Raw genomic sequence first — 23,013 nt, forward strand, 5'->3', positions numbered from 1 at the left:
TCACGACACCGTGATCCCCCAACGAAATGGATCGGCTTCATCGATAAGCAAGGTATTACGCCCACTGATATAGGCCGTACCTCGAATGGTTGGGATAATGCCATTCCCATCAGCCCAGAGATAACTGGCTTCAAATTGGCTACCGATGACACTCGCTTGACGCCAAATCGCCCCTTCGTTTAACTTGCCATCAGCGGCTAAACACGCGAGTTTGGCACTCGTGCCTGTTCCACAAGGTGAACGGTCATAAGCCCCTCCGGGGCATAACACAAAACTTTGGCTATCGGCCTGTGAAGACGCAGCAAAAAGTTCAATGTGGTCAATTTCTTGGTCATCTTTGCCATAAATATGTTGTTCAACTAAGGCCGCTTTTATTTTTAAGCACGTTTCAGTCAACGCCTTGGTATTGCGGTGATGTATCTCTACCGGTGATTGCTCAACCAGAAAGAACCAATTTCCTCCCCAAGCAATATCCCCCGTCACCATTCCCACGTCAGGAACCTTCACCGCGACCGATTTGCGGTAGCGATAAGAGTAAACATTTTGGATACTGACACTGCCGTCTGGGTGCAATGTCGCCTGAACATCACCCACTGGCGTTTCAATGGTATGTTCGCCAACCGTAATTGTTCCTAGGTAAGCTAACGAAGCAATAAGGCCAATCGTGCCATGCCCACACATGCCTAAATATCCTTCGTTATTAAAAAAGATGACGCCCGCAGTGGCTTGTGGATTTTGAGGTTTGCAAAGTAGCGCACCGACTAAAATGTCACTGCCTCGTGGCTCTAATATGGTGGTGGTACGCCATAGGTCATGCTCGTGCCTTAAACGCTGTAAACGAGATGCCATAGAGCCATTACCAAGATCAGGAAAACCATCAATAACTAATCGAGTTGGTTCACCCGCCGTATGTGAATCAATTACCTCAATTTGTGTATAGCGCTTGTGCATATTGCATCCTCTGCTCACTTTAATTGTTAACAGAATGCTTGATTTTTGTTAAAGGATCTTGATATCTTTCGTGCTCACTGATGCGCAATTCGGCACAATATAAAAATATTTCAGAGAACTAATCATATTTGTTGAACTTGTTGGAGGCCGCATGATTAATTTAAATAAGCTGCTATTAATTAGTCAGGAAAATATGCTGTTTCCCGTTGATAATATTGAAATACTTTTAAATCACCTCGGGCTGGTCATGCCATTAATTAACACATTACCGAATGTCACTTTTTTTGTTAAAGATCGTAATGCTAAATATCTTCTTGCTAATGAGAACCTAGCCAAACGCTGTAAAATGGCTACGACTAACGATGTCATTGGGAAGCGAGCCGAAGATATTTTTCATCATGAGTTAGGTCGCAGTTATAGCTCTCAGGATTATCTGGTGATGCAAAAAAAGATCAGCGTCATTAACAAATTAGAATTGCATTTATATAAAGCAGGCATATTAGGTTGGTGCGTCACAACCAAAGTTCCTATCTTCAATACGCATAACCAAGTGATTGGTGTGGCTGGGATTTCGGTAGATTTGCAAGATGTCAAGTCGGTCAGTCAAAAATTAAACAAGCAGTTGGGTCAGGTGGAACAATTTATTAGCGAACACTTTGATATGCCAATAAAAATAACCACTCTTGCAGATATATCGGGCTTGTCTTTATCCCAACTAAATCGCCAATTTAAAGCCATATTCCACATAACTCCCCAACAATATATTCAAAAAAAACGTCTTGAACATGCGATTGAATTACTCGAAGAAGATTATTCGATTACTGAAATATCCATAAAATGTGCTTATGCTGATCACAGTGCATTTTGTCGGAAATTTAAAGAAATGACGACAATGACCCCAAGCCAATTTAAACGGATGAGGTTGAATATTGCCAATAGATATCGCGTTGAAGAGCAACTTGTTTAAATAATCTCATCCCAATAGAAACTGTTTTATTACAGAAAACATCTTATTTTAAGATGTTTTTTTACTTTCGATATTCAACACTCATGATATCCAGCTCGGCGATACTATTATTTCTGCAATGGATGATTTTTATACGCCACTTGAGCATTCTTTTTACGTTATTGATTCACTTTTTGATTAAAATTTTCTATTACTTTATAAAATCGACTTAATTAATTTATTACAATTACGAAACATAAAAGTAAATGAACAATAAATAAACACTTAATTTTACGATAATGAATTATTCATTTACAATCAATATATTATAGAAAGGCAATATCCACGAACACAGGTTATCATCACAAGAGAGAAATCTAACTTAGGATAGCTCTTATTGCAGCTAAAAAATAATCGCGTATTCATATACGCTATATTTGCACCATTATGGTTGTAATTTGCAAGGATGAATAAATGACAATTTATGATCTGAAACCTAAATTTCAGAACCTGCTACGGCCTATCGTACAAAAGCTTTATGACGCAGGCGTGACAGCAAATCAGGTAACATTGGCTGCAATGCTATTATCTATTTTGATCGGAGCACTGCTATTTATTTTTCCTAACCCACACCTGTTTATTTTATTACCCTTTGTTTTATTTATTCGCATGGCGCTGAACGCCATTGACGGTATGCTCGCACGTGAACATCACCAAAAAAGTCATCTCGGTGCAATATTAAATGAAACGGGGGATGTTATCTCCGATATGGCCTTGTATATCCCTTTTGTTTTGTTGTTCCCTCATGATTTTGGATGGATTTTACTGATCCTTTTCTTGTCATTATTAACAGAGTTTATTGGGGTTATCGCACAAGCTATTGGCGCTTCACGTCGCTATGATGGCCCTATCGGTAAGAGTGACCGTGCATTTATTTTCGGTACTTTTGGGCTATTAGTCGCACTCTTTCCCCAAATCACTTCTTCTAACTGGTTTACTGCTATTTTTATTGTCCTTTCATTGTTGCTGTTTTACACCTGCTACAACCGTATCCGTAAGGCCTTAAGTGAGCTTAATACACAAACGGATCATCATAAGGAACCATTATGAACGCTCAGACAGACTATTTAACTCAACGTCCTGTCATTGAATCTCAGTTTATCACCAGTGACCGTACTCCGCTGTTTTATCGTTACTGGCCAACAGAACAATCAACAGATAAAGCCATTATTCTATTTCACCGCGGCCACGAACACTCAGGACGCGTTGCTCATCTTGTCGATGAGTTAGACTTGCCTGACTACGCCATGTTCGCATGGGATGCCCGAGGCCATGGCAGAAATGATGGCCCTCGTGGTTATAGCCCATCCCTTGGCACCTCTATTCATGATGTGGATGAATTTGTACGTTATGTGTCATCCCAGTACCAAATACCATTAGCAAATATTATCGTCATTGGTCAAAGCGTTGGTGCCGTGTTAGTCTCTGCTTGGGTACATGACTATGCCCCTCCTATTAGAGGGATGGTATTAGCATCCCCAGCTTTTAAAGTTAAGTTGTATGTACCATTTGCGCGCACAGGACTTGCTTTGATGCAAAAAATGCGGGGGCTGTTTTATGTTAACTCATATGTGAAAGCTAAATTCCTAACTCACGACCAAAGCCGCATAGCCTCATTCAACCGTGACCCATTAATTACGCGCCCTATTGCAGTTAATATCCTGCTCGAACTGTACAAAACTGCTGATAGAATAGTGGCTGATGCAGGTGCGATTACCCTCCCAACACAACTGTTTATTTCTGGTAGTGATCATGTGGTACACCATAAACCACAGCATCAATTTTATGAGCGCCTTAATACTCCCATTAAAGAGAAACATATTTTACCTGGCTTCTATCACGATACACTGGGTGAAAAAGAGCGCCATATCCCTATTGCCAAAATCCGTGAATTCATTGGCAAACTATTCTCAGTTCCTCGCTATCAACATGATTACCAATATGAAGATACTTGGAGCGTGAGTGCAGACGCTTATCGCGAGCTAACGCAACCTCTGCCTGCATGGTGCCCTAAAAACCTTGGTTATAAGCTACTTAGCCGTTCTATGAGTACACTAGGCAAGGCTTCAGAAGGTGTCCGCATTGGTTATGACAAAGGTTTTGACTCTGGGTCGACCCTTGACTACATTTACCGTGATAAAGCACAAGGTAAAGGGTTATTTGGCCGAATCATTGATAGGCAATACCTCAATAGCATCGGCTGGCAAGGGATCCGCCAACGTAAAACCAACATCGAAAATATCATTCGACAAGCTATTCGTGAGCTAACTGAACAACACCAGCCAGTGCGTATTGTCGATATAGCCGCCGGACAAGGTCGTTACGTCTTCGACGCTATTAATGACTATGGCAAAGTGGAGTCCGTCTTACTGCGAGACTATAGCCCTGTCAATGTTGAGCAAGGTCGTTCACATATTAAAGAGCGCTATCTTGAAGATAAAGTGCGTTTTGAAGAAGGCAATGCCTTTGATACGAATGACTTAGCTTCCATAACGCCAGCCCCTACACTTGGTATCGTAAGTGGTTTATACGAACTTTTCCCAAGTAATGACCTGATTCGAGCTTCACTGAGTGGTTTATCTCAGGCGATCCCTTCTGGTGGCCTACTTATCTACACCTGCCAACCTTGGCACCCTCAGGTTGAAATGATCGCTCGCGTCTTACCAAGTCACCAAGGTGGACAAGCATGGGTGATGCGTTGCCGGAGCCAAGGTGAAATGGACGCACTTGTCGACGAAGCTGGATTCGAAAAACTTAATCAGTTAATTGATAACTGGGGCATATTCAGTGTTTCTATTGCTCGACGCCGTTAAGCGTATTTGAGCATAAACGAACCTGATATTTTGCTTGATAAGGTGGTGACAACCATCACTACCTTATCCCCTTTAATATTCAATAAAGCTGATATACTAATAGCTTGCAACAACTCACTGAGTGAACGCGATACTCTTTTTAATTCCCATCTCAATATCAATTAAACTAGCTAAACGGATAGATGAATGACAACCACACATAAGCCCTTGCCTTCCTCGCCGCGGCGAAAAATTTGGTTATACGGTTTCTTTTGGTTAGTCTTTTTAGCCCCTTTTTTCTTTCTTACCTATGGGCAAGTTAACACTTATACGTCTACGCTAGCCAATGTTCCCTCTTATGTTTATTCATGGGAAACACATATTCCTTTTTTACCTTGGACGATTATCCCTTATTGGAGTATTGACCTGTTTTATGGCCTATCCCTTTTTATTTGCACCTCTTTAAGAGAGCAAACAATCCAAGGGCTACGCTTAATCGCTGCCTCATTAGCCGCCTGTGTTGGCTTTTTATTATTCCCCTTAAAATTTAGCTTCCCTCGGCCTGACACAAGCGGTATCACCGGTTGGATGTTCGATAGCCTTGAATTATTTGACCTCCCTTATAACCAAGCCCCCTCATTACATATTATTTTACTGTGGCTATTGTGGTTACGTTTCCGAGCTCATATGCCGACTAAATGGCATTGGTTGCTACATAGCTGGTCGCTACTGATCCTCATTTCTGTCCTCACGACGTGGCAACACCATTTTATTGATGTTATCAGTGGCTTTGCCGTTGGTGTCCTTATTAGTTATCTATTGCCTATTGAAAGCCAATGGCACTGGCACTACACCGGCAGCCGTCGTAGCTTTAAAATGAGCACGAATTATGGCTTAGGGGCGTTTGCCTGTTTGTTACTCGCAATAACGCTTCAAGGTATCGCATGGCTACTCCTATGGCCTGCTATTGCGTTATTTATCGTCGCGATTGGCTACTTAGGTCTAGGCGCTTCTGTATTCCAAAAAACTCCGATGGGTAGCATGTCACCTTCGGCGCTCCTCTTGCTACTCCCGTATCGATTAATTGCCGTAGGAACTTATCATTACTATGCCAAGGCGTGTCGACAACCTAGCAAAATTAACGATAAACTTATTTTGGGTGGACGCCCGCTTTATCCTTTGCAAGCTCAAGCCGTTTTCGATATGACTTGCGAGTGGCCTCGCAATTCCTATAGCCACGATTTAAATTATCGTAGCCAACCTCAAATCGATTTGTTACCACTAAGTGCAAAGGATATTGAAAGCGCCGTGCACACAATGGATGAGCTTGCAGAAAGCGGCACAATTTATGTTCACTGCAAATTAGGCTATTCGCGCAGTGCGACCGTCGCCGCTGCATGGTTAGTTCATAGTCAACAATCTAAAACGATTGATGATGCGATTGCGCTAATCACTCAAGCCAGACCAAAAGTGATCCTAAACTCAGCAACTCTTGAACAATTACATTATTGGTATCAACACTATTATTTAAAGCGAGCATCATCATGAATCATTTATCTGATAAACAATGTGGCGATGTCATGGTTATTTTTACAACAAGTTGGCGTTATTTTTGTTGTGCATCACTACTCGCTTTTATTTGTCAATTTATCTTATTTATTTACTCATTAATTGATAATCTCACCTTCTTTATTAGCACACTCCTTTTTATTGTGAGCCACTATTTTATTTTCCGGTTATGGTTTGACAGCCATCTTTTTAAAATATTATACCAGCGACAAGAGCCCTATCATTTTGACCTTGCTCTACATTACCTTTTCCCTAAAAAACAACCCGTTGCTACTATGGAGCAGCGCTGGGCTGGCACAAAGAGATTATTCAATTACACACTATTATTGACTATTTTACTCTGGTTGTGGGTTTTAATTTCATTATTAACGGGAAATTAATAATGAAATTTAATTTATTATACACACTATCTTAAATATAACTTGCGCTATAACAAAAACTTCAACAATTCATTTTTAGATATATTCATACAGAATATTCGCAGGTTTTTTTACTTTTGTACCCGTAAACGTTATGATAATTGCGAGTTCATTGACACATAGCAGATTTTTTTGTGTAAGTTCCGCGTATCCTTTGGTTCTGTTTTCCGTTATTTAACCCTGTTATTTTGGTGGGGTACAATGAGTACAAAAAAAATTAATAGCTTGCGCCTATTTAGCGCATTAATAGATTCGTGTTGGAAAGAGAAATATACATTTGCTCGCTTTATTAAAGATTTAATTGCCGGGGTTACCGTTGGGATTATCGCCATTCCATTAGCAATGGCACTGGCAATAGCAAGTGGAGTTCCACCACAATATGGCCTTTATACTGCTGCTATCGCGGGTATTGTTATCGCAATCACTGGCGGCTCACGTTACAGTGTTTCAGGGCCAACGGCCGCTTTCGTCGTCATTCTCTATCCCGTCTCACAGCAATTCGGGTTAAGTGGGCTACTCGTTGCAACCTTAATGTCTGGTATTATTTTGCTTGCAATGGGGTTCGCTCGTTTTGGTAAGTTTATTGAATACATTCCTGTCTCTGTCACGCTAGGCTTTACTTCTGGTATCGCAATTACCATTGCGACCATGCAAATTAAAGATTTTTTTGGCTTACAAATGGCATATGTTCCTGAAAACTATGTCGATAAAGTTATCGCCTTAGTCAACGCTTTGCCGACACTCCAATTCAGCGATACTTTGATTGGTTTAGTGACACTCTTCGTTTTAATTTTATGGCCTAAGCTAGGACTAAAGTTACCGGGTCACTTACCTGCTCTCGTAGCAGGTACACTGGTTATGTGGGTGCTTTCTCTGTTTGATAAAAACGTTGCTACCATCGGCTCACAATTTAGCTATTTATTGCCCGATGGCTCAGAAGGTAACGGTATCCCCCCTATCTTACCTCAGTTTATTTTGCCATGGCAGCTTCCCGGCAGCCCCCCTATTAGCTGGTCGATGATCACCGCATTGATGCCCGCGGCTTTCTCGATGGCTGTCCTTGGCGCGATCGAGTCGCTGCTATGTGCGGTTGTTCTTGACAATATGACAGGCAAGAAACACCACTCTAACAGTGAACTTATCGGGCAAGGCTTTGGTAATATCGCAGCGCCATTCTTTGGTGGTATTACAGCTACCGCCGCCATTGCACGTTCGGCAGCTAACGTTCGTGCAGGTGCAACCTCGCCGATTTCCTCAGTGATCCACTCATTGTTAGTCTTGCTGACGTTATTGGTCCTCGCCCCAATGCTTTCCTATCTGCCCTTAGCGGCGATGTCATCATTGCTGTTGATGGTTGCATGGAATATGAGCGCCGCACGTAAAGTGATAGACCTGATCCGCCGCGCGCCTAAAGATGACATCATTGTTTTGCTTTTGTGTATGTCTCTTACTGTGCTTTTCGATATGGTCATTGCCATCACTGTAGGGATTGTTCTCGCCTCACTGCTGTTTATGCGCCGTATTGCTAATATGACTCGGATCAGTGAATTAGCAGAAACCGATGAAGCCAAAAGCCGTTTAGTGGTTCGTATCAACGGCCCACTGTTTTTTGCCGCGGCAGAGCGTATCTTTGATGAATTAAGGGTCAAAAGTGAAGGTTATAAAACCATCATCATGCAGTGGGATGCGGTGCCTGTACTTGATGCTGGCGGGTTAGAAGCATTCCAGAAATTTATCGACATAGTCAAAAAAGACACGCATATCGTTATTTGTGACATTCCATTCCAGCCGCTTAAAACCTTGGCGCGCGCTGGTGTAACGCCTATTGAGGGAGTGTTAAGTTTCCATAATTCGATTGATAAAGCTCTCGAGGAACTTGATTCCAAATAACCATAAATGAGCCACAACCAAAAAGCGCGGGAGTGGCTAATTTATAATGCTAATCTAGGAACAAACGCTAAATAATCTCTGACGGGGTATGCTGAGTTACGTTGTTTGTGACTGCTACCCTGTCACATGCCTAACCATCTCTCCTCTACCACCAACAGATCTCTATTTTCAATGGTTAGTATTAACAATATAAGAAACCATACTCGGCTTATTAATAACCATTAAAGTGCGGAGCCTTGTCCACCATGTGTGAGTAGATATTGGTATAGACTATTCATGCCTAACCAGCGGTTTTCACACCACTCTGGGGCTAATAATGTTGGTCGGCGCGCACTGGCACAAATACGGTGATAAACCACATCGGTAGGTGTATAGCGGATCAGTTCTCCAGCCACTTGGGTATAGTCAGTTAAGGTCATCGGCGCTAATCGCCCTGCTCGCCAACTTTTCGCCATAATACTCCCCTCAACAATATGCAAAGGGTGTAATTTGATCCCATCCGTACCACACTCCAGCACTTTTTCTAATGTCTGCATATTCATTAAAGTGCTTTCACCCGGTAAGCCACAAATAAGATGCGTGCAAACCTTAAGTCCGAGTTGCCTTGCTTTCGTTACGGTTTTTTGATATTCGGCGAAACCATGCCCTCGGTTAATGCGATGAAGTGTTTTATCATGTGCGCTTTGTAAGCCCAATTCCAACCATATTTCATACCCATGCTCTCGATAGCCACTTAATAAAGAGAGCACGTCTTGTGGCACACAATCCGGACGCGTGCCAACACATAATCCAATAATATTCGCCTGCTTAAGAGCTTCCTCATACAACTGCTGTAGTAAACACACTTCAGCATAAGTGCTGGTATAGGCTTGGAAATAGGCTAGATAGCGGCTGGCTCGCGTGATTTTGGCTTTTTGATGACGAATTTGCTCACTAATCGATTGAGTCGATTGCGTTTCATCAGAGAAAGAGGAGACATTACAAAAGGTGCAACCACCTCGCCCAAGAGTACCATCGCGGTTCGGACAGCTAAAACCACCATGTAATGTTATTTTGTGAATTTTCTCGCCATAACGGCGCTGAAGATCAGCGCCGAACATGGAGACAACTTGGTTCAGTTGCATTGCAAACCGAGATTAACGACTCGTATCTAACTCAGGGAAGCTTTTTACTAACTCATCAATCGCTTTGATTTGCTGTAAGAAAGGCTCTAATTTAGCAAGTGGTAGTGCTGACGGGCCATCACAACGAGCACTGTCAGGATCTGGATGCGCTTCAAGGAATAGCCCTGCTAACCCAACTGCCATGCCTGCTCTGGCCAATTCAGCCACTTGAGCACGACGACCACCAGAAGCAGCGCCAAATGGGTCACGACATTGCAGCGAATGGGTAACATCAAAAATAACTGGACAACCATTTGAAGCTTGCATCATGACATTAAAACCAAGCATATCAACAACTAGGTTATCATAACCAAAATTAGCGCCACGATCACATAAGATGACTTTATCATTACCACCTTCAATGAACTTTTCTACGATATTGCCAATTTGGCCCGGGCTAATAAACTGTGGTTTTTTAATATTGATCACGGCATCAGTTTTCGCCATTGCTGCAACCAGATCAGTCTGACGAGCTAAAAATGCAGGTAATTGGATAACATCCACCACTTCAGCAACAGGTTGAGCTTGAGATGGCTCATGCACATCAGTAATGATTTTCACGCCAAAGGTTTCTTTCAACTCTTGAAAGATTTTCATCCCTTCATCAAGGCCTGGGCCACGATATGAATGAATTGATGAACGGTTAGCTTTATCAAAAGACGCTTTAAATACGTAAGGAATGCCTAGCTTTTGCGTCACTGTGACATAGTGCTCACACACCTGCATTGCCATATCACGGGATTCAAGGACATTCATTCCACCAAAAAGAACAAAAGGGAGATTGTTTGCGACTTTGATATCACCAATGCTGACCATTTTCTGTTGCATGCTCTTACCTTTCATATCGAGACAGTTTGCTGTCTGTGCATAAATTAATGTAACACTACTGGATGATTATCTAATGAATATATCTGAATTTTAATCATTTCAGAAATAGGATCTTCTGGGCAGTGTTCAATAAAATAGTTTAAATCATTCAACGCCACATGGTTACAATCTAAATGTGCAAGAATTAATCCACGGTCGCGAATTTCATAAGGGTCTTCAGGATCTAACGTTAATAGCGTCTCACAGACCTTTAACGCTAACTCCATTTTTTTCTCTTCCATTAAAGAGGCTTTCAGCGTGTCAAATAACTTACGAATGATCACACTGTTTTCCGCAACATCAAGTTGATCCTCACCCAACTCAGAGTAGGGATCCACGGTTCCTTTAAGCCACAAATTGAGCGTATGCCATGTCAAGGTTTCCCCATTGACTGGGTTAATAAACCATTGTGAACCATCCTCTTTCTGAGCCAGTAATAACAGCTGAGTTGGAAACACGGCAGGTTCGATATCAATCTCTAATTTCTCAGCAATATAAAGGAAAATGGAACCTAAAGAGACCGGTGTTCCACGCTTCGTTGCTAAGACTTTATCTAGCCAAAGCATGTCGGATAATGCATAGATGCCGTCAGCACCACCAAATTGCCATTGATGATAAAAAAGCGTTATTAGTTGATTAATTTTACTTTCATTATCCGCTTGTAAATCAATAACCGCTTTGGCTGCTTCAACCAAGCTATCCAATCGAGCCTGTACTTGCATAAGAGGAAAATCGATACGAATACTTTGGGAAACTATCATAATACCTTCACTCAAAGGTATTTTGTTAAATTCAATATTTGCTATGGTTTTCATCACATTTCCACTGATTTATTCCACTGCCCAAGCGAAATTCTATCTCGGCCACCATAATCTAGACAGGTTTCAATATTGCTATATCCATACTGTTTGAATAACTCACGAACTGCGGCACCTTGTTGCCATCCATGCTCAACAAGTAACCAACCTTGTGGGTTAAGGTATGATCTCGATGTAGACACAATATGGTCTAAATCTGACAGTCCGTGATTATCTGCCACTAAAGCGGTTAAAGGTTCGAATCTAACATCGCCTTGCTGCAAATGGTCATCATTTCCATCAATATAAGGTGGATTACTCACAATCATATCAAAATGTTGGCAAGACAGTGAGGTAAACCAATCACTTTGTAGAAACTGTACATTGTTAAGCGCCAGACGTTGCTGATTACGCTGTGCTAAAGAAACAGCATCCAGATTAAAATCAACACCGATAATCACGCTGTCTGGACGTTCAGAGGCGATCGCCAAAGCAATAGCGCCTGTCCCTGTGCCAAGATCAAGTATTTGGCAGCGCTGAGCCGGAAGCCGTGCTAGGGCCTGTTCAACTAGACATTCAGTATCAGGACGGGGAATCAAAGTGGCTGGCGAGACAAATAAAGGCAATGACCAAAATTCACGCTCACCAATAATATAGGCGATGGGTTCACCTTGCTCACGACGACATAATAGTGATTCAAGTGCTTCATACTCAGGCTGTGTTAACTCTGTTTCTGCAAATGCAAAAATAAAGGTACGACTCCGCCCTGTAATGTGTTGAAGCAGGATTTCCGCATCTCGTTTAGCACTATCACTCATCGGCAGCCTTGCGACTGCTTGGTCAACCCACTCGCCGTATTGCATTAATCTTGCTCAGACAATGCAGACAGTTGATCTGCTTGATATTCGTTGATAATCGGCTGAATTAACGCATCCAGCTTCCCTTCCATCACTTCATCTAAACGATACAACGTCAAATTGATACGGTGATCGGTCACCCTACCTTGAGGGAAGTTATAGGTACGAATACGGTCAGAACGGTCACCAGAACCTAATAAGTTACGTCGTTCCGAGGCTTCAGCGGCTTGGCGCTTATCCATTTCTGCTTGACGGATACGAGCACCTAATACAGACATCGCTTTTGCTTTGTTCTTATGCTGTGAACGTTCATCCTGACATTCAACCACAATACCCGTTGGAATATGGGTAATACGGATTGCGGAGTCAGTTGTGTTAACGTGCTGTCCACCCGCTCCCGAAGAGCGGAATGTATCAATACGTAAATCTGCTGGGTTGATTTCAGGTAATTCCGCTTCCGGTAATTCAGGAAGGATAGCGACGGTACAAGCCGATGTATGAATACGTCCTTGTGATTCCGTTTCTGGCACACGTTGTACACGATGGCCACCAGATTCGAATTTCAAGCGACCATAAACGCTTTCACCGGAAATTTTTGCAATCACTTCTTTGAAGCCACCATGCTCACCATCACTAGTGCTCATTAACTCAACACGCCAGCGGTTAGCCTCGGCATAACGGCTATACATACGGAATAGATCACCCGCAAAAATAGCCGCTTCGTCTCCACCAGCCCCTGCACGAATTTCAAGGAAACAGTTGTATTCATCATCAGGATCTTTTGGCAGCAACAACAGTTGTAATTGCTGTTCAAGCTCTTCATTGCGCGCTTTCGCTTCTTTTAGCTCTTCTTGAGCCATCTCTTTCATTTCAGGATCATCTAACATCATCTCTGCTGTTTCGATATCTTCCTGAACAGTCCGCCATGCCGTAAAGCATTTGGCGACATCTGTCAGTTGAGCATACTCTTTTGATAAGGCACGAAAGCGTCCCTGATCAGCAATCACACCTGCATCGGCGAGGTGTGCTTGAATTTCTTCATAGCGTTCCTGTAATGCTTCCAGTTTTGCGACAATAGAAGGCTTCATTCGTTATATCAGACCCATGATTAAAATGTGGTTATTGATGGTTCAGCCCTAAGCTGTCCCTAAGTAGATTCAGGCGTTCCAAGTCACCATCTCCAGCGGCTTGCTGTAAAGATTTTGTTGGTGCATGGATCAGGCGGTTGGTCAATTGTTGGGTAAGTTGTGTAATAACTTGTTCAGGGTCTGCACCCTGACTAATTGCCGCGAGTGCTTTTTCTGTCATCCCCGCGCGGATTGCCTCAGCCTGCGCTCTGTAATCGCGAATTGTAGACACTGCGGCTTGCGAGCGCAACCAATCCATGAAATGGCTGCTTTCTTGTTCCACGATAAATTCTGCTTCAACCGCTGCGGCTTTGCGCTGAGCAAGGTTTTGCTGAATTATCGACTCAAGATCATCCACCGTATACAGGTAAACATCTCTGAGTTTTTCAATATCAGGCTCGATATCACGAGGAACCGCAATATCAATTAACAACATGGGTTTGCTGCGACGCACTTTCATCGCACGCTCTACCATGCCTTTGCCTATAATCGGTAACGGACTTGCTGTTGAACTGATCACAATATCGGCTTGAGCCAAACGTGTATCAATATCAGACAGCGTGATCACTTCCGCATTAACCTCATTAGCTAATAACTCCGCTCTTTCACGAGAACGGTTAGCGATCATCATCTTCTGCACACCATGCTCGCGTAAATGGCGTGCCACCAATTCAATTGTTTCCCCTGCTCCCACTAACAAAATATTCAAATGTTTGAGTGACTCAAAAATTTGCCTTGCTAATGTACAAGCGGCGAATGCAACAGAAACCGCATTCGCTCCGATCTCTGTTTCGGTACGAATGCGTTTAGCGACAGAAAATGATTTTTGAAATAAACGCTCTAATTCGCTCGACAAAGAATGGTTGTCTTGAGAAAGGGCGAACGCTTTTTTAACCTGCCCAAGGATTTGCGGTTCACCTAAAACTAAAGAATCCAACCCACTTGCAACCCGCATAAGGTGACTGACTGCTCGGTCACCTTCATGCCAGTACAGACTCGGTTTTAAATCTTTATCTGTAATATTGTGAAACTTGCATAACCACTGGATAAGCTGTTCTTGAGCTTGTTCTTGTGATTCAAGGCTCAAATACAACTCAGTTCTATTACAGGTCGACAGCACAACGCCACCGCTCACCTGAGGTTGCTTAAGCAACTCCTCAAGAGCATGGTCGATTTTTTCTGGTCCAAAAGCCACCCGTTCACGAAGGGCTACTGGCGCCGTTTTATGATTAATGCCTAGGGCTAATAGGGTCATTGTGCTTAACTACATTGCTCACATTGCTAATTATTTATCCAGTAGTATAACCACACTACTGTTATTTGTTTATCGACTATTGTAGATGATCTCCGCCCCGCTTTCTATGCCCCGCGAATAATGAAAACCATAAAGATGATCACTACCAAACTTTTTCCATAGAAAACTGCTGACGATTTAGCCGAATTCAACACTATTAGTATTGCTATTCTACACCGCTTTATATCGGAGATGTACCCTTTTTTATTATACTTATTAAGAAATTATCAATATCAATGAGATATGCTGCGATTGTCATCTGTCAACTGATGAATCAAACTATCGATACTCATTGACCAATTGTATAAATAGGCAAAACTTCTTCAATCCGATTGATCATTTAGCTGTTTTAACGCAATATTTTGCCCACTGTCGCACCATATTATCCAGTGAGTCATTTTTCTAAATTGCAATAACACGTTACACTTCAGTGGGTATCAGCTTTGATAAAACCTATTTACTTTTTACTCAATGATTTTTGAGAGTCGCTATGCAACTGTTCACTACTTGGTCTTGTTTCGCTCCTTCCACCGCAAAGCGTTTTTGGCGTTTATTGCCGCTTTCTTGCTTATTGCTGACGGCTTGTGTGACCACTCAACAAACAACAACGTCTGGTACAGGTTCCGCGTCTGATCCACAATGGAAAACCCATTTACAAGAAGTCAACGCACTTCGCAATTATCAAACTCGCGGTTCTTTTGCCTATGAATTTGATGGTAGTAAAACCTATGCTAAATTCTTCTGGCAGCAGTATACACCTGAAAAATATCGTTTATTGTTGACAAACCCACTCGGCAGCCGCGAGTTAGAGCTCACCGTTGAACCTGATTTAGCGCGTTTAACCACAAAAGATGGGCAAACGCATATGAGTGATGTTCCTTCCGAGCTGATTTATCAACTTACTGGCATGGAGATCCCGCTTGAGGACCTGACCGCTTGGTTAACTGGCTCACCTGGGCGCGCAACACAATTTACGCTGGATAAAAACCACCTCCTAAAATCTGTAACATTACAGCAAACCAATGGTGAAAAGTGGCAGCTTAACTATCTTTCTTACAATATGAATACCACTCCAATGTTACCAAGCAACCTTGAATTACGTCAGGGTTCGCGCCTAATTAAGCTAAAAATGGATAGCTGGACTTTACAAAAATGACGTTAACATGGCCTTCCCCTGCTAAATTGAACCTTTTTCTCTATATCACAGGCCGTCGAGCAGACGGCTATCACGAATTACAAACACTGTTTCAATTTCTTGATTACGGTGACGACATTACCATCACCACGCGGGCAGACGATCACATCAATCTACTCACGCCAATGGAGGGAGTAGAACCAGAACAAAACTTAATCGTCAAAGCCGCAAAATTATTACAACACTACTGCCGTGATACTTTAGGCTATTCAGAACCTCTCGGGGCAGATATCAAAATCAATAAAATATTGCCAATGGGCGGCGGTATCGGTGGAGGCTCTTCCAATGCGGCCACCACACTTATTGCATTAAATACTCACTGGGGAACAGCAGTGAGTGATGACGTGTTAGCGGAGCTAGGTAAAAGCCTTGGAGCAGACGTTCCCGTTTTTGTGCGAGGCCATGCCGCTTTTGCGGAAGGAATAGGTGAAATTTTGACTCCAGCCTCGCCTAAAGAGAAATGGTATCTGGTTGCACATCCAGGAATTGAAATCTCAACTCCGATGATCTTCACAGATCCGCAATTAAATCGAAATTCTCCAAAACGCTCACTAGCCGCATTATTACTGGCTCCGTACGCAAATGATTGCGAACCAATTGCAAGAAAACGTTTTCGTGAGGTTGAACAGCTCGTTTCTTGGCTGTTAGAATATGCCCCGTCTCGCCTTACAGGGACAGGTGCTTGTGTTTTTTCTGAATTTGAAACACAAGCTGATGCCCTTAAGGTGTTAAATAAAGCCCCATCGTGGGTGCATGGTTTCGTCGCTCAAGGGGTGAACGAATCGCCGTTGCACAAATTCCGCGCTGGGATAACCCGTGTATTGCACCAATAATAACGATTTAGCATCGGTTATTGGTCAACAATATCTCTCTGGACGCAAGCCTGAGGTTTTTCTCGTGCCCGATATGAAGCTTTTTGCTGGTAACGCTACACCGGAACTAGCACAACGTGTTGCTAACCGCCTTTACACTAATCTTGGAGACGCGGCTGTTGGTCGTTTTAGCGACGGCGAAGTCAGTGTTCAAATTAATGAAAATGTTCGCGGTGGTGATATCTTTATCATCCAGTCAACCTGTGCACCAACCAATGATAACCTGATGGAACTGGTTGTTATGGTCGATGCGCTGCGCCGTGCATCTGCTGGTCGTATTACCGCTGTTATCCCTTACTTCGGTTATGCTAGACAGGATCGTCGCGTACGTTCTGCCCGTGTACCAATCACCGCTAAAGTTGTTGCCGATTTTCTGTCCAGTGTAGGTGTTGACCGTGTTCTCACCGTTGACCTACACGCTGAGCAGATCCAGGGCTTCTTTGATGTTCCTGTTGATAACGTATTCGGTAGCCCTATTCTTCTGGAAGATATGTTGCAGAAAGATTTGGAAAACCCAATCGTTGTATCTCCAGACATCGGCGGCGTCGTCCGTGCTAGAGCAATTGCGAAACTGTTAAATGACACTGATATGGCAATCATCGATAAACGTCGTCCTCGCGCGAACGTTTCCCAAGTGATGCACATCATTGGTGATGTTTCTGGTCGTGACTGCATTTTAGTCGACGATATGATAGATACTGGTGGCACGCTGTGTAAAGCGGCTGAAGCTCTGAAAGAGCGTGGTGCAAAACGCGTATTTGCATACGCAACTCACCCGATTTTCTCAGGTAATGCCGTAGACAACATCAAAAATTCAGTCATTGATGAAGTCATTGTTTGTGACACAATCCCTCTTTCACCTGAAATTAAAGCATTGAACAAAGTTCGCACGCTGACACTTTCAGGCATGCTGGCCGAAGCAATTCGCCGTATTAGCAATGAAGAGTCAATTTCTGCGATGTTCGAGCACTAAGAATTAATTAACGAGGTAGCAATACCTCGTTTTTCTATATTGCTTTGAAAATCAAAGAAATGTCATAATTTAAGTAGCGCCCCTACGGTTGAATATCAACCGTAGGGGCTTTATTTATCCATTCATTTTTACTCACCATAGCCTATAGGTAACCTCGTTGGCTTAATTTTTCATATTGCCATGGTGATAAAATACGCACGAAAGAAGAGAGAGTTAGAGGTGAATAAAAAAACAAAAGAGTGATTATCTAAAATATGAAATCACCCTTCGTTGCTAAATAAGATCAACTAATATTGTTAGTACCACATAAATTAAAAACAAATATTATGGATAACGATGGTTATCTTTATTTGAATGTGGATAATGTTTTATTAGCCAGTAACGGTCAGCAATTTTTTCTCTACCGCCAATTCTCGCTCCAGTTAACCAGATCATCGCACCAACAAAGATGCCAAACAAGGAGCCCATTGTGATCATGTCCGGTAAATTGAGACTAAATATATGGGAAGATAGGTTCAGTGCAATACTTCCTATCATAACGATTAGCCCTAACGCCATCAAAATATTACCAACCAAAACTGCTGTTTTACGTTTCATATCTACCTCCTATCTCAGTAGACTGATAAGCAAAGCATAATTGAAATATTCGAAAAAATTATATTGTTATATGATTATTATAGTGTAATAAGTAAAATTGTTTGCGATGGCTATCACATGGTGAGACTTTTCCCATAATTTCTGTACAAAAGATGCTTTTTTTAAAAATATTTTTCCCGAATAGTTTCATACGAAACTAAATAACCCCCTCATTGCCCTATTTCAATTTTGTACATCCCCCTATCACAAGGTAAACTAGATATAATTTTTTGACTTAACTGACAGTGAATAATTAGCCGTGAGCAAAATAAAACTAATTGTTGGCCTCGCCAACCCAGGTGCTGAATACGCCCAAACTCGTCATAATGCTGGAGCATGGTATGTTGACTTACTTGCCGAACGCCATAACCAATCTTTAAAAGAAGAAGCAAAATTTTTCGGTTATACCGCCCGTATCAACCTTAATGGCAACGATGTTCGGTTACTTGTTCCAACCACCTTTATGAATTTGAGTGGTAAATCGGTTCTGGCTGTTGCTAACTTCTATCGCATTAACCCTGATGAAATTTTAGTCGCGCATGATGAATTAGATTTACCCCCCGGTGTTGCAAAAATGAAATTAGGCGGCAGTAATGGTGGGCATAACGGTCTTAAGGATATTCAAAACAAGTTTAGTAATAACCCAAACTTTTATCGTTTACGCATAGGTATTGGTCATCCAGGCGATAAAAACAAAGTTGTTGGTTTTGTTTTAGGCAAACCACCTGCATCTGAGCAAAAACTTATCGATGAAGCGATTGATGAGTCCTTAAGGTGCACAGATATCTTACTTAGTGATGGGATGGATAAAGCGATAAATCGCCTACATAGTTTTAAAGCAACAGCGTAAAATCAGTGTACGTAAAGAGTTCATTTCATCAAAAACAACTTTTTGTGTATAATCAGCGCCAATTTTCTAACATTCAGGAGCAGCGCTCGCCTGCCCCTTGCTATTTTTAAGGTGAGAAACATATGGGTTTTAAATGCGGTATCGTTGGTCTGCCTAACGTGGGTAAATCTACACTGTTTAATGCGTTGACCAAAGCCGGCATCGAAGCAGCCAACTTCCCTTTTTGTACAATTGAGCCGAATACGGGCGTTGTGCCAATGCCAGACCCACGTCTTGACCAATTGGCTGAAATTGTAAAGCCACAACGTATTCTACCAACTACGATGGAATTCGTTGATATCGCGGGTTTAGTCAAAGGCGCCTCAAAAGGAGAAGGTTTAGGTAACCAGTTCCTGACTAATATCCGTGAAACGGAAGCTATCGGCCACGTAGTGCGTTGCTTTGAAAACGACAATATCATCCATGTGGCAGGTCAAGTTAACCCTGCTGAGGACATTGAGGTTATCAATACCGAATTAGCGCTCGCTGACCTTGATACCTGTGAACGCGCAATACATCGCATACAAAAGCGTGCAAAAGGTGGCGATAAAGATGCTAAAGCAGAATTAGAAGTATTAGAGAAGTGCTTACCCCATCTTGAAAACGCAGGCATGCTGCGTACTTTAGATCTTAGCGCAGAAGAAAAAGCACTGATCCGTTATTTAAGTTTCTTAACACTCAAACCAACAATGTATATTGCGAATGTTAATGAAGATGGCTTTGAAAATAATCCTTATTTAGATACGGTAAATAAAATTGCTGAATCAGAAGGTTCTGTCGTCGTTCCTGTTTGTGCCGCTATCGAATCAGATATCGCTGAATTGGAAGATGAGGAGCGTGATGAGTTTATGGCAGATCTTGGCATTGAAGAGCCTGGTTTAAACCGCGTGATCCGTGCAGGTTATCAGTTATTGAACCTACAAACTTATTTTACTGCTGGCGTGAAAGAAGTTCGCGCATGGACGATCCCTGTCGGTGCAACAGCCCCACAAGCCGCCGGTAAGATCCATACTGACTTTGAGAAAGGCTTTATTCGAGCTCAAACTATCGCATTTGATGATTTTATTAAATACCGCGGTGAGCAAGGCGCTAAAGAAGCCGGTAGAATGCGTGCAGAAGGTAAAGATTACATTGTTCAAGATGGCGATGTGCTGAACTTCTTGTTTAATGTGTAAGCCAGCGCTTTAGCCTTATATTATTTCACAAAGTATCAAATCATAATAAAACAGCATAAAATTCATGATATTAACTGGGTTTTATGCTTTTTTATGCCTCATTAAGTTTCATAAAAGCTCGTGACTAAATGAGTATGTAACTGGGTACAACTTATTTATCCTCCCTTTTTAAGTGAGCATAATAATATCAACTTACATAACTAGTTGAACTTATTATGCTTACTGATACAAAATGCAGAACTGCAAAACCTAAAGAAAAACTTTATCGTATCAATGAATTCAACGGTTTGTACCTTAAAATGAAACCTAATGGTAAAAAAGCATGGCGATTCCGTTTTCAACTAAATGGAAAATCAAGCATGCTTGCATTAGGTCACTCCCCATTAATAACACTAGCTGAAGCCAGATCTAAATGTGATGATGCCAGAAAACTCGTATAAGAAGGAATTAATCCAACACAAGCTAAGCAACTAGACAAGATCAGAAAAGCGAACGAATCTGCAAATATATTTCAAATCATCTCAAAAGAATGGTTGAAATGAAAGATTAGGCTGATGTGACAAAATACCGTCGCCTTGATATGTTGGAGCGCATTGTATTTCCTTCTATCGGCAATGACCAATAAGAGAAATTACATCTCACCATATTCTCAAAATATTGCAGCGTGAAGTTCAAAGAGGTGCTCCAACAGTTGCTGCTGAAGCTAAACGGACGATATCTTCGATTTTTGAATTTGCTGTTGCCACATTAAGAGCTGATAGCGATCCTGTATGGGCAATAAGAAAAGCTCTCCCAGCAAACAAAACTCAACATAAAAAAGCCCTCACTACAGATCAAATAGGTCAATTACTCAATAACTTTGATAATAGCCGTGGCACCTTTCAACTGAACTATTGTGGTGGACGCTTTCTCGTCCATCTGAAGTCGCTGAGGCTAAATGGTCTGAATTCGATCTTGATAATGCACTTTGGACAATTCCAGCTGAGCGAATGAAAGCACGAAGAGAACATATTGTTCCTCTACCTACACAAGCTATTGCGATTCTAAAATCTCTTTATGGTTTTACTGGCAGCCGTAAACATTTATTTCCCGGTCGGGATTCTTGTCATAAAACCGATGTCTACCAACTCACTAAGGCAATTTCTTAAAACGAGAGGTTGGAGTGCTATATATAGCCCTTATGCGACACGCACAACAGGCAGCACACGATTAAATGAGCTTGGATATAGACCTGATGCTATCGAAGCACAGTTAGCCCATATGGACTCAAATAGTGTTAGACATTCATATAACCATGCAACTTATCTTGAAGAGCGCAAAATCATGATGCAAGATTGGGCTGATAAACTTGATATTTGGGTAAAACGAGCCAATTTTGAATTAAAACCATGATGCATGGGTGTGTTAGAGTTGAAATATAACGATATTTATGAATTTTTTAGAAAAATCTACAATTTAACCTACACTTAATTAATCCGTTGATTTATAGGTAGTTATTATTTATTTGATGTTTTTAGCATGATAACGTACAAAATTCATACCCACACCAAAAGAACACGCTTAAATGAATAGATATGATGTATCTAACAGCGAAGGAAAATTTGCTGACGGCTCTGATGAAGAGGTACTGGCTAACAAGCTAGGACTTTCAAACGTTGATGATATCAATGATGCAGAGCTTGTCCTGTTAGAAAAACTGTATCAAGTCATTTTTGAAGAACAATTCCCCACTGAGCAAATTACTGTATCTCTTATTCAGCGTTGGCACCGCCAATGGTTAGGGAATGTTTACGAGTGGGCTGGTCAATTACGCACAGTGAATATTAGCAAAGGTGGCTTTATGTTTGCCCCTGCGGGTCGTGTTGCAAAGTTACTTGCTCAATTTGAAAAAGAGTATCTAGCGAAGTACACGCCTTGCACCAATATGAGCCGAGAACAGGTCATAGAAGCTATTGCCACAGTGCATGTGGAGTTAATTCTGATACATCCGTTTAGGGAAGGAAATGGGCGCTTATCGCGCTTACTCGCCGATGTGATGGCGGTACAAGCTGGGTTTCAACCGTTAGACTACGAAAGTTGGACTCAACAACCCGAGCAATACATTGCAGCAATCCACGCAGGGCTAAACCTTAACTATGAACCCATGAAATATTGGGTTAATGAAGCCTTGAAAGAGAACTAAATCGCCAGTTTCAAATGCCCGAACTTCTCACGCTTAGCTTTCATCTCTTCTTCAAGGCGACGGGAGTCCTGCCCTGTTTCAATCGCTGTAGAGGTTGCTACCGATCGAATGAGTTGAGTACGAGTTGGTCTTGTTGCTTGAATTAATTCATTCTTTTTCATGGTAGTCTCACTTCAAACTGACGATAGTGCATTTTATCATCGTTGGTTGATATGGCAACATAGATCTTATGGCGAAACTATAACCTTAAAGCTAGATATCAATTTAAAAACCACTGTTTTTAGCTCTATCCTTGGCTATCTTTAATACTTCATTATATGAATACTTTGACGTATAAAAAACATGCTCCCAATGGGGAG

At 41.9% G+C, this 23,013-nt stretch carries 20 protein-coding genes and 1 pseudogene; 12 read left to right on the plus strand and 9 right to left on the minus strand.

All coding sequences use genetic code 11. The features are described 5' to 3' along the window. The gene (locus tag PR675_RS09535) at window positions 1-951 is read right to left on the minus strand and encodes a 4-hydroxyproline epimerase (RefSeq protein WP_004919407.1); all 951 of its coding nucleotides are present in this window, start codon (window positions 949-951) and stop codon (window positions 1-3) included. A 151-nt stretch (window positions 952-1,102) separates the two neighbouring features. Here PR675_RS09535 and PR675_RS09540 point away from each other — a divergent pair, with 151 nt between their 5' ends. From PR675_RS09540 to dauA, 5 genes are all read left to right on the plus strand, one after another. Beyond that, a complete protein-coding gene (locus PR675_RS09540) occupies window positions 1,103-1,918 on the plus strand; it encodes a helix-turn-helix domain-containing protein (RefSeq protein WP_004919404.1) in 816 nt (271 codons plus the stop codon). A 453-nt stretch (window positions 1,919-2,371) separates the two neighbouring features. Beyond that, window positions 2,372-3,007: a CDP-alcohol phosphatidyltransferase family protein gene (locus PR675_RS09545; RefSeq protein WP_004919403.1), complete on the plus strand. Its 636-nt coding sequence runs from the start codon at window positions 2,372-2,374 to the stop codon at window positions 3,005-3,007. Beyond that, on the plus strand, window positions 3,004-4,770 hold the full coding sequence (locus PR675_RS09550; RefSeq protein ID WP_053110883.1) for a bifunctional alpha/beta hydrolase/class I SAM-dependent methyltransferase: 1,767 nt from the start codon (window positions 3,004-3,006) through the stop codon (window positions 4,768-4,770). Before PR675_RS09545 ends, PR675_RS09550 begins: the two co-directional genes overlap by 4 nt. Before the next feature lie 186 nt (window positions 4,771-4,956). Beyond that, window positions 4,957-6,297, plus strand: a complete 1,341-nt coding sequence (locus PR675_RS09555; RefSeq protein WP_036940096.1) for a phosphatase PAP2/dual specificity phosphatase family protein — start codon at window positions 4,957-4,959, stop codon at window positions 6,295-6,297. 641 nt (window positions 6,298-6,938) lie between these two features. Then, the gene (gene dauA, locus PR675_RS09560; protein WP_004919397.1) at window positions 6,939-8,627 is read left to right on the plus strand and encodes a C4-dicarboxylic acid transporter DauA; all 1,689 of its coding nucleotides are present in this window, start codon (window positions 6,939-6,941) and stop codon (window positions 8,625-8,627) included. 221 nt (window positions 8,628-8,848) lie between these two features. Here dauA and PR675_RS09565 read toward each other — a convergent pair whose 3' ends face one another. Genes PR675_RS09565 through hemA form a run of 6 tightly spaced genes read right to left on the minus strand, consistent with a single transcriptional unit; the run spans window position 8,849 to window position 14,693 of the window. Then, entirely contained in the window at window positions 8,849-9,751 is a 903-nt protein-coding gene (locus PR675_RS09565) for a TIGR01212 family radical SAM protein (protein ID WP_040133088.1), read from the minus strand. A 12-nt stretch (window positions 9,752-9,763) separates the two neighbouring features. Beyond that, window positions 9,764-10,618: a 3-deoxy-8-phosphooctulonate synthase gene (kdsA, locus tag PR675_RS09570; RefSeq protein ID WP_014658273.1), complete on the minus strand. Its 855-nt coding sequence runs from the start codon at window positions 10,616-10,618 to the stop codon at window positions 9,764-9,766. A 44-nt stretch (window positions 10,619-10,662) separates the two neighbouring features. Beyond that, window positions 10,663-11,472, minus strand: coding sequence for an invasion regulator SirB1 (gene sirB1, locus PR675_RS09575; RefSeq protein WP_004919394.1), 810 nt, complete (start codon window positions 11,470-11,472; stop codon window positions 10,663-10,665). Continuing rightward, window positions 11,472-12,317, minus strand: a complete 846-nt coding sequence (prmC, locus tag PR675_RS09580) for a peptide chain release factor N(5)-glutamine methyltransferase (protein WP_036940091.1) — start codon at window positions 12,315-12,317, stop codon at window positions 11,472-11,474. Before prmC ends, sirB1 begins: the two co-directional genes overlap by 1 nt. Further along, complete coding sequence (gene prfA / locus PR675_RS09585; RefSeq protein WP_004919392.1) at window positions 12,317-13,399, minus strand: peptide chain release factor 1; 1,083 nt, start codon at window positions 13,397-13,399, stop codon at window positions 12,317-12,319. Before prfA ends, prmC begins: the two co-directional genes overlap by 1 nt. Window positions 13,400-13,430: 31 nt before the next feature. Next, window positions 13,431-14,693: a glutamyl-tRNA reductase gene (gene hemA / locus PR675_RS09590; protein ID WP_004919391.1), complete on the minus strand. Its 1,263-nt coding sequence runs from the start codon at window positions 14,691-14,693 to the stop codon at window positions 13,431-13,433. A 529-nt stretch (window positions 14,694-15,222) separates the two neighbouring features. On the opposite strand from hemA, the gene lolB reads away from it, so the two are divergent. The 3 genes from lolB (at window position 15,223) to prs (ending at window position 17,772) form a co-directional block, all read left to right on the plus strand. Further along, window positions 15,223-15,888 (plus strand): lipoprotein insertase outer membrane protein LolB, encoded by a 666-nt coding sequence (gene lolB / locus PR675_RS09595; RefSeq protein ID WP_042116548.1) that lies wholly within the window; start codon window positions 15,223-15,225, stop codon window positions 15,886-15,888. Further along, on the plus strand, window positions 15,885-16,760 hold the full coding sequence (gene ispE, locus PR675_RS09600; protein WP_004919385.1) for a 4-(cytidine 5'-diphospho)-2-C-methyl-D-erythritol kinase: 876 nt from the start codon (window positions 15,885-15,887) through the stop codon (window positions 16,758-16,760). Before lolB ends, ispE begins: the two co-directional genes overlap by 4 nt. Before the next feature lie 64 nt (window positions 16,761-16,824). After that, a complete protein-coding gene (gene prs, locus PR675_RS09605) occupies window positions 16,825-17,772 on the plus strand; it encodes a ribose-phosphate diphosphokinase (protein WP_006661866.1) in 948 nt (315 codons plus the stop codon). A gap of 324 nt (window positions 17,773-18,096) precedes the next feature. Here prs and ychH read toward each other — a convergent pair whose 3' ends face one another. Then, window positions 18,097-18,369 carry a stress-induced protein YchH gene (gene ychH / locus PR675_RS09610; protein ID WP_004919381.1) on the minus strand — a complete coding sequence of 91 codons (273 nt, stop codon included), beginning with the start codon at window positions 18,367-18,369 and terminating at the stop codon, window positions 18,097-18,099. Window positions 18,370-18,667: 298 nt separating this feature from the next. On the opposite strand from ychH, the gene pth reads away from it, so the two are divergent. The 4 genes and pseudogenes from pth (at window position 18,668) to PR675_RS09630 (ending at window position 22,654) form a co-directional block, all read left to right on the plus strand. Then, window positions 18,668-19,258, plus strand: coding sequence for an aminoacyl-tRNA hydrolase (pth, locus tag PR675_RS09615; RefSeq protein ID WP_004919378.1), 591 nt, complete (start codon window positions 18,668-18,670; stop codon window positions 19,256-19,258). A 122-nt stretch (window positions 19,259-19,380) separates the two neighbouring features. Further along, window positions 19,381-20,472 (plus strand): redox-regulated ATPase YchF, encoded by a 1,092-nt coding sequence (ychF, locus tag PR675_RS09620; protein WP_004919376.1) that lies wholly within the window; start codon window positions 19,381-19,383, stop codon window positions 20,470-20,472. A gap of 215 nt (window positions 20,473-20,687) precedes the next feature. Next, a pseudogene (locus PR675_RS09625) lies at window positions 20,688-21,864 on the plus strand (tyrosine-type recombinase/integrase). 172 nt (window positions 21,865-22,036) lie between these two features. Next, a complete protein-coding gene (locus PR675_RS09630) occupies window positions 22,037-22,654 on the plus strand; it encodes a Fic/DOC family protein (protein WP_014658270.1) in 618 nt (205 codons plus the stop codon). Here PR675_RS09630 and PR675_RS09635 read toward each other — a convergent pair. Next, window positions 22,651-22,815, minus strand: a complete 165-nt coding sequence (locus PR675_RS09635) for a hypothetical protein (RefSeq protein ID WP_014658269.1) — start codon at window positions 22,813-22,815, stop codon at window positions 22,651-22,653. The genes PR675_RS09630 and PR675_RS09635 overlap by 4 nt on opposite strands. Window positions 22,816-23,013: the final 198 nt, after the last annotated feature.

The sequence above is a fragment of the Providencia sp. PROV261 genome (assembly GCF_028477945.1).
Taxonomy (GTDB): Bacteria; Pseudomonadota; Gammaproteobacteria; order Enterobacterales; family Enterobacteriaceae; genus Providencia; species Providencia stuartii.